This window comes from Candidatus Melainabacteria bacterium RIFOXYA2_FULL_32_9 (genome assembly GCA_001784615.1).
Lineage (GTDB): Bacteria > Cyanobacteriota > Vampirovibrionia > Gastranaerophilales > UBA9579 > UBA9579.
This window is the reverse complement of sequence record MFRQ01000090.1, coordinates 2903-10792: the sequence shown is the minus strand read 5'-3', so window position 1 is coordinate 10792 and position 7890 is coordinate 2903. Positions and strand designations below refer to the sequence as shown.

Here is a 7890-nt window from a genome sequence, read left to right as displayed (position 1 = left end):
CAGCTTATTATACTGCAAAGCTTTGCCTTGCACAGCTACGCTGCTCCCGACTCAAGAGTCGGGGAATTCTTTCGATTAAAAAATGCATATGTCTAGAAGAGCGATAATTCCATTAATATATTATGATTAACTCAAATTGCAAAATACATAATTTATGCTTTAAGATTGCCACGCAAGTATGATTATTTCATAAAGCAAAAATTCATGGCTCGCAATGACAGAGTGTATATTATTGGAAGGATTGATAAACAAATACAGTACGAAGTACCCTTGTAATATTAGCGGTATTATCGGAATGATTGATGACCAAAGAAAGTGACTGTGTCACCTCGCAATGACATCCAAAATTATTTAAGTAGCAACTTGAGTTATGATTATTGTTTATGGAGTTATAATAGAATAATCAAATAATTTCATTAGAAGGAATTTGCTATGGAATCAAAGACTCTTATTTTAATAGATGGTCATGCCCTGGCTTACAGGTCATATTTTGCCTTAGAAAGAACTCATATGAGAACTTCTGATAATAAACCTACCTGGGCAGTATATGGATTTTTTAAAGCTTTATTTGACCTTCTGAAAAAAGTTAAACCTGATGCTATAGCTGTATCCTTCGACTGTGGAAGAGATACATTCAGAGTAAAAGAATATTCAGAATATAAAGCCAATAGGCAAGCCATGCCAGATTCAATGAGAGGGCAAATGCAGCTGCTAATGGATGGAGTACATGCTCTTGGAATTCCTATTTATCAAATGAAAGGATACGAAGCAGATGATGTTATCGGCACAATTTCAGAGAAAGCAAGTGAATTAGGCCATAAAACAATGATTCTTACAGGGGACCAGGATTCCTTTCAATTACTGGATAAAGCTGATCATGTTTCTGTCTTAATACCGTCAAAAGGCGATCTTATAGAATATGACCGAGAAAAAGTTCATGAAAAAATCGGAGTATGGCCAGAGCAAATTACAGATTATAAAGGTTTAAGAGGTGATACATCAGATAATATCCCTGGAGTCAAGGGAATTGGAGAAAAAACAGCTGTTAAATTGATTGAAGAATTCGGCTCAGTTGAGAATGTCCTTGCTCATTTAGAAGAAATATCATCAAAAAGCTTGAAAGAAAAATTAGAAGCTGATAAAGATATGGCTATCATGAGTAAATACCTGGCTACAATTAAAAGAGATGTACCTATAGATTTTGATTTTGAACATGCACATTTAACCATGCCAAATCTTGAAGAATTAACAGATTATTTAAGAGAAGTCGAGTTCAACAGCTTCTTAAAACAGCTCCCGTCTCTTTTAACTCCTTTCAATAATGGCATTACCCCTCAAATTCCTGAAGAATTACTTTCTCCTTCTAAACAAAAAAAGAAGGAAGAACAAAAACCTGCCCAGGGACAATTGCAATTAACCCTTGGACTTCCTGAGGCAGTTAAAGAAGTAAATGTAATACTTGCTACAGAAGAAAATATTATCGATACAGAAGAAGCTCTTAGTAATCTTATTTTGACTCTGCAAAAAATGCAGGTATTTTCTTTTGATACAGAAACCACAGGAGTTAACGCACTTACAGCTGAATTGGTAGGACTATCATTTGCCTGGGATCCGCAGGTTAAAGTCAGTGATGAAAAATTACATATTGATGATACAGAAATAGGCCCTGTAGAGGCTGCTTATATTCCTGTAGGACATATTGAAGGCAAACAACTTGATATTCAATATGTGTTAGATAAATTAAAGCCAATTCTCGAAGATAAAAACCTGTATAAAATTCTTCAAAATGCTAAATATGAAATAAATTTGCTAAAAAATTACAATATAGATCTAAACGGCTTTGTATTCGATACAATGCTTGCAAGTTATATTAAAAATCCAACTTATAAACACAACTTAAAACATCAGGCACTCGCTTATTTAAAACACGAAATGAAATCTATAGAAGAACTTATAGGAAAAGGTAAATCTGCAACTACCATGGACAAGATTCAGATTCCTGAAGTTGCAAAATATGCCTGTGATGACGCCTGGGCTACTGTTGAACTTGGAAAATTCTATTCAAAAAATATAGAGAAAGATCAAAACAGAGTTCTATATGATATTGAGATTCCTCTTGTACCTGTTTTAGCTGATATGGAAAGATCCGGAGTCAGTCTTGATACTGAATATCTAAAAAAATTGTCTAATGATATTCAAGCAGATAGTCAAAACGTAGAATCAAAAATTTATGACTATGCAGGAGAAAAGTTTAATATAAATTCTCCAAAACAAGTAGGCGACATATTATTTGAAAAGCTGAATCTTTCTAAAAGGGGTAAGACAAAAACCAAAACAGGTTATAGCACCAGTGCAAAAGTTCTTGAATCATTGGTCACAGAACACCCTATAGTTAGTTTATTATTAGAATATAGACATTTGACAAAACTAAAATCCACTTACATAGATGCCTTACCTGAGCTGGTAAATCCAAAAACAGGAAGGGTCCATACAAGTTTTAATCAAACAATTACAACAACCGGCAGACTTTCTAGTAGTAATCCTAATTTGCAGAATATTCCGATTAAATCAGAACTGGGAAATAAAATCAGAGCTGCTTTTGTGCCTAGAGATAAAGAAAATTACGTAATATTTTCAGCAGATTATTCACAAATCGAGCTTAGACTCTTAGCACATTTCACTCAGGACCCGGCTTTGATAGATGCTTTCTGCAACAATAAAGATGTTCACGCTGATACAGCAAGTAAAGTCTTTGGAGTTCCCCTAGACAAAGTAACAAAAGACATGAGAAGAAAAGCTAAAGCCGTTAATTTTGGCATAATATATGGACAATCAAGTTATGGCCTCGCTGAAAGCTTAGGCATCACTCCTGGTGAAGCAAAGAAAATCATCGATAAATATTTCCAGACTTATCCAAAAATAAAGCAATATATGAACAACACAATAGCTGAAGCTTATAGTAAAGGCTATGTAACTACCATGTTTGGAAGAAAAAGATACCTGGCAGATGAATTAAGCAGCAGAAATAGATCAATAAGAGAATTTGGGGAACGTGCAGCTATTAATGCACCTCTTCAAGGAACTTCTGCCGATTTAATTAAAATAGCTATGCTAGGATTACATAAAGAATTGCAAACATCAGCATTTGAATCTAAATTGATCTTACAAGTTCACGATGAATTAGTTCTTGAAGTCCCCAAAAAGGAATTAATAATTGTAGGCGATATTGTAAGAGACTGTATGGAATTAGGACAACCATTAAGTGTTCCTTTAGTAGTAGATATGGCAAGCGGTCCAAACTGGATGGAAACATAAGGACAAGATTATGAAAAAGAATTTTATTATTCTCAATCTGGCATTATCACTAATCATAGTAAATTTTCAGTTTAATCAATCTTTTGCGGCAGAAAACTTAAATCAAGCACCAAATATTTCTCCTTTAACCAATCAAAAAACAATATTACCTAACAGCAAAAATGATGAAAAGTCCAATACAGCAAACATATCATTATTAGATTGCATAAAACAATACCGCTATCAATATTTAGACACTTTTATATGTACTCTTGCAGCATTATCAAATGCTAAAATAGCCGTTACATCTTATAATACTTCTAAAGGTGAGATAAAAGCAAAATTAAATGATGGTAAAGGATTATATATATTAGTAGTATCAACACAAAGTAATATGACTCAAGTTAGAATAACTCCCGCAGATGGGGTTTACGATATTCCAACTGCTACTACAAATAAATTATTTGAAGGAATAAGACTTGAACTAATTAAATATCAATAATAACTTAAATCCAAGTTGCTATTCAGATAATTCTTGTTGTCATTGCGAGGTGCTTCGCACTGTCTTAAGTCATCAATCTTTCCAATAATACGCACTATCACCGTAAAGTAACAAAGTCACTTTTTTTAAGTCATCAACCCTTCCAATAATACACACTCTGTCATTGCGAGCCTTGAAACGTCAATAACAAGCATTAATTATTCCTGCGTGGCAATCTAAAAGCAATAAATTTATATAGCCAGCAACTTGAGTTAACTTAAACAAAAATGACTCTTTAAAGAGTCATTTTTGTTATATTTTTATTTTGCTTTATCAACCGGAATAAATACTCTGTAGTCAGTTCCATAGTTACTTATTTGGTTACGCGTTCTGTCAGAAAATTCACGTCCATCGCCTGATGCAATAGAGATATGACCGTGAACGTGACTTGCACTTCTATTCCAAACAACTATTGCACCAGCCGGTAAATCTTTAAGCTTATTTGCAGGAACTGAAACCTCTTTAAATTTAGGATTTTTAGCTAACTGAGGTGCAGCCTGATATGCTGAGCCGCCACTAAGATTAACTCCATGTTTGCTTAAAGCCCTTTTAACACCTGTATAGCACCAACCTTTTGTATTCATGGCATTTGCAACCCATTGAGCAGCTTTAGCAATAGACTTACCAAATGAAGAACCTTTTACTTTATCCCAAATCACATTGGCTGTGTTTTTAAGTCCACCCCAAAAATTTGACAAGCCAGACTTTGCAGGATTATATGACCAAGGCATGTTAGGCATATATGGTATTTTAGGAATATATGGCATGGTAGAAGAAGGAAAATTCATTGAATTCCAATCTAAACCTGAGAAATCATATGAATTTTTTGAATTACCCATGATCTTACTAAAATCATAATTCATATCAAATAGCTTATCTGAAAAGTTTGCAGAAAAATTATTTCTTGGTAATCCCCAATTTGCAAAACTATTCATATTAGGAGTTGTTAAATCTAAAAATCTGTTCATATCCATCCCCAAACTTTCCCGTATTTCCTCTACATATATAAAAACAAATCAAATTCAAAAATTGCCTATTTTTATAAAAATTTTTCAAGATGCTTGCTTAGAAAATATTAAAATACACTGTCATTGCGAGCACCGAAGGTGCGTGGCAATCTATCTGATGAACACTGAAGAGTTCAGGATGATGAAAATGTAAAGGCTGAATTATTTGAGATTTTTATATAAATTTTTCAACTCTTCCAGTTCATCAAGGTTTTCAAGAATATATTTAATATGCATATTTGCAGACTCAAGGGCAAATTTGATGTCTAATAGTTTATACAATTGAGCTTCTTTAATTTTTTGTTTTTTCATAATTTTAACCAAAATCATAAAATTCCATCTAAACCATAAAAAATTATGGCTTTTATGGTATTTTTAAGAAAACATAATATAAATTAGATTTAATTTAATTATATCGCAATTGCGATAGATGTCAATATATTTTATCGCAATAGAGAGAATATAAAATGTTAGGAAATAGACTAAAAGAATTTAGATTATTCAAAAAATTAACTCAGCAAGAGTTAGCTCAAAAGCTCAATACTTCATCTGGATATATAAGTGAAATAGAAGCTAATAAAAAAATGCCTGGAAGTGAATTTTTATTAGCTTTACTGAAAGAATATAAAATAAACATAAACTGGCTTCTTGCAGGAGAAGGAGAGATGTTTGATGTTGCTTCTTCGAATAATATTTCTATTAAATTGCAAGAAAGATACAATCTTAATGACCAAGAGGTTGAATTAATAAGTGAGCTTCTAATTTCTCCTGAAAAAAGACAAGTTATTTTGCGACTATTAGAAGACTTTAAGAAATTTTAGAACTATTAACAAGACTAAAGTAGCAGGGTACAGAATTCTGTACCCTATAAGCGTTTACTATAAACTATCCAGGCTTTTAAATATTTCCAGATTAAATCCCCTTACAACTTCATTTCTAGAAATTACAGATAATCCCGGAATAAACTGCTCAAATAAATAGAAAAACTGTAATCGAATATATGCAGGCGCAATTATTGCCATATTAGAAATATCATACTCGACATCCTTCACGATATTTATAATATTTTTAATCAATCTACTGATTTTAGGATCTTTAGGATCAAAATAATCTTTCTCTTCTCCCTGAACCAACAAATCTTCCAACGTTTCTGCAAAATTTTCAGATATTTCAATACCATAAATATTTCCATTTAAATCGGCAATATTACTGCAAATTTGTCTGCCAAGCGCAGCTCTTGTTTTTTCCAGTAAAATTTCTTTTTCTACAGTATCTTGAACAAAATCATTTATTTTCTCAAAAATAAATACTAGATCTTTAACAGATATTTTTTCCCTGATTAAACCTGCAAAAATATATCTCAGATCGCCAACACTCAAATAATCAGGAATTAAATTATCAATTAAGTACAGGTTATGATTACTTACAATATCAATATAGTTATTAATGTCGCTATAATCGAGTATTTCATCAACATATCTGCATACAATATATTCAAGATTATTCGCAATAACCTGAGCAGGGCTTAGTCCCTGTTCCCAATAATTTTTGGTTTTGGATTCTTCAATCCAAAAAACACTTTGCCCATTAATTACATCAATATCGCCTATAGCATCTTTAGGTTTTCTGCTAATATTTGTCTGCCCAACTTGAAATCTGCGATAACCGGAATAAATAAATCCTGATAAAACCTTTATTCCACGTACATCAATTCGGTACGCATTTGCTTCCAGAGTTTCAGAATCAGTAAATTTAATTGCAGGAACCACATATCCCAATTTATCGACCAATTTTTGACGTAAATTAATTGTTTCAGTGATTAAATCTCCATTCTTTGCAATATCTACAAGATCTAATAATTCATCACTTATTATAATTGTTAATTTATCCTGATTGATCCTGTCAAACATATAAATCGGATCAATAGCGTCTGAAAGCTGGTTTTTTAAATCATTTAATTCTTTTAAATGCTCAGACATTTCATCATTAAGCTTATTGCGATCTATATTGCTCGAAATTGAATCCAATAAACTTTTTATTTTGACAATCTCTTCTTGCTTATAATTAATTCTTCTTTGGATTTCCTTACACTCTTCATAAGGCTCGTTAGAAGGATTCATCATTTTTTCCATTCGGGTCTTGAAATTATCCACATCAACAATCCCATCCCCTTCAGCTTCTTCATCTGCATATTCTCTGTAAAAAATACAGTTGTACTGCAAACCGCCTTTTTTAGACTCAGTTTCATGAAGAGTATATAATTCCCAGCCTTCTTCAGACATTTTATTTAATAGACTTTCTAAATCTTCGGGATCATCGCTGGAACAAAATTTAACCGAATATTCCTGTCTGGAACTTTCAAACATTAATCAATTTTCCTTCTAAATTAATATGCCGTATTATATCTTTTAATTATCCTTTAACAGCACCCTGAGTGGTACCGCTTATAAAATACCTCTGCAACGCCAAGAACAGTGCTAAAATCGGAATAATAGACATAATTGCACCTGCTGCAATATAACGCCAATTTGCACTAAATACTCCTTGAAGATGTGTTAATCCAACAGGAAGAGTATACATTTCCTGTTTTGTAAGTACAATACTCGGCCATAAAAACTCGCTCCAAGCCCCTACAAATGTAAATATAGCAAGAGTAGCAAGAGCAGGTTTGGTAAGAGGAATAAAAATTCTCCACCAAATATCAAAAGTATTACAGCCATCAATAACAGCCGCTTCTTCCAATTCTTTTGGAATACCCAAGAATGCTTGTCTCATAAGGAATATACCAAACGCATTAACCGCAAACGGAAGTATTAAACCTGCAAATCCAGCTATATTTGAGACAGAATCCACCATTCCAAGTCTTAATACCATTAAATAAACTGGAATCATTATAACCTGAAAAGGAATCATAATTGTTGCAAGAATAGCATAGAAAATAAAGTTTTTTCCCTTGAAATTCATTCTTGCAAGAGGGTATGCAGCTAATGCTGATAATACTAAATTTAATATTATTGTAAAAATAGCCACAATAAAGCTATTTATAAT

General features: G+C 32.5%; 6 protein-coding genes. 3 read left to right on the top strand and 3 right to left on the bottom strand.

Annotated elements, in window-relative coordinates; genetic code table 11:
- Positions 1-432: 432 nt before the first annotated feature.
- Together A2255_01620 and A2255_01615 are read left to right on the top strand one after the other, a co-directional pair.
- On the top strand, positions 433-3315 hold the full coding sequence (locus A2255_01620; GenBank protein OGI19763.1) for a DNA polymerase I: 2883 nt from the start codon (positions 433-435) through the stop codon (positions 3313-3315).
- A gap of 10 nt (positions 3316-3325) precedes the next feature.
- The gene (locus A2255_01615) at positions 3326-3796 is read left to right on the top strand and encodes a hypothetical protein (GenBank protein ID OGI19762.1); all 471 of its coding nucleotides are present in this window, start codon (positions 3326-3328) and stop codon (positions 3794-3796) included.
- A 299-nt stretch (positions 3797-4095) separates the two neighbouring features.
- On the opposite strand, the gene A2255_01610 is transcribed toward A2255_01615, so the two are convergent.
- The gene (locus A2255_01610) at positions 4096-4803 is read right to left on the bottom strand and encodes a hypothetical protein (GenBank protein ID OGI19761.1); all 708 of its coding nucleotides are present in this window, start codon (positions 4801-4803) and stop codon (positions 4096-4098) included.
- A gap of 506 nt (positions 4804-5309) precedes the next feature.
- On the opposite strand from A2255_01610, the gene A2255_01605 reads away from it, so the two are divergent.
- A complete protein-coding gene (locus A2255_01605) occupies positions 5310-5663 on the top strand; it encodes a hypothetical protein (GenBank protein ID OGI19760.1) in 354 nt (117 codons plus the stop codon).
- Positions 5664-5720: 57 nt separating this feature from the next.
- Here A2255_01605 and A2255_01600 read toward each other — a convergent pair whose 3' ends face one another.
- Together A2255_01600 and A2255_01595 are read right to left on the bottom strand one after the other, a co-directional pair.
- Positions 5721-7208 carry a hypothetical protein gene (locus A2255_01600; GenBank protein ID OGI19759.1) on the bottom strand — a complete coding sequence of 496 codons (1488 nt, stop codon included), beginning with the start codon at positions 7206-7208 and terminating at the stop codon, positions 5721-5723.
- A 46-nt stretch (positions 7209-7254) separates the two neighbouring features.
- Complete coding sequence (locus tag A2255_01595; protein ID OGI19758.1) at positions 7255-7806, bottom strand: hypothetical protein; 552 nt, start codon at positions 7804-7806, stop codon at positions 7255-7257.
- Positions 7807-7890 lie beyond the last annotated feature (84 nt).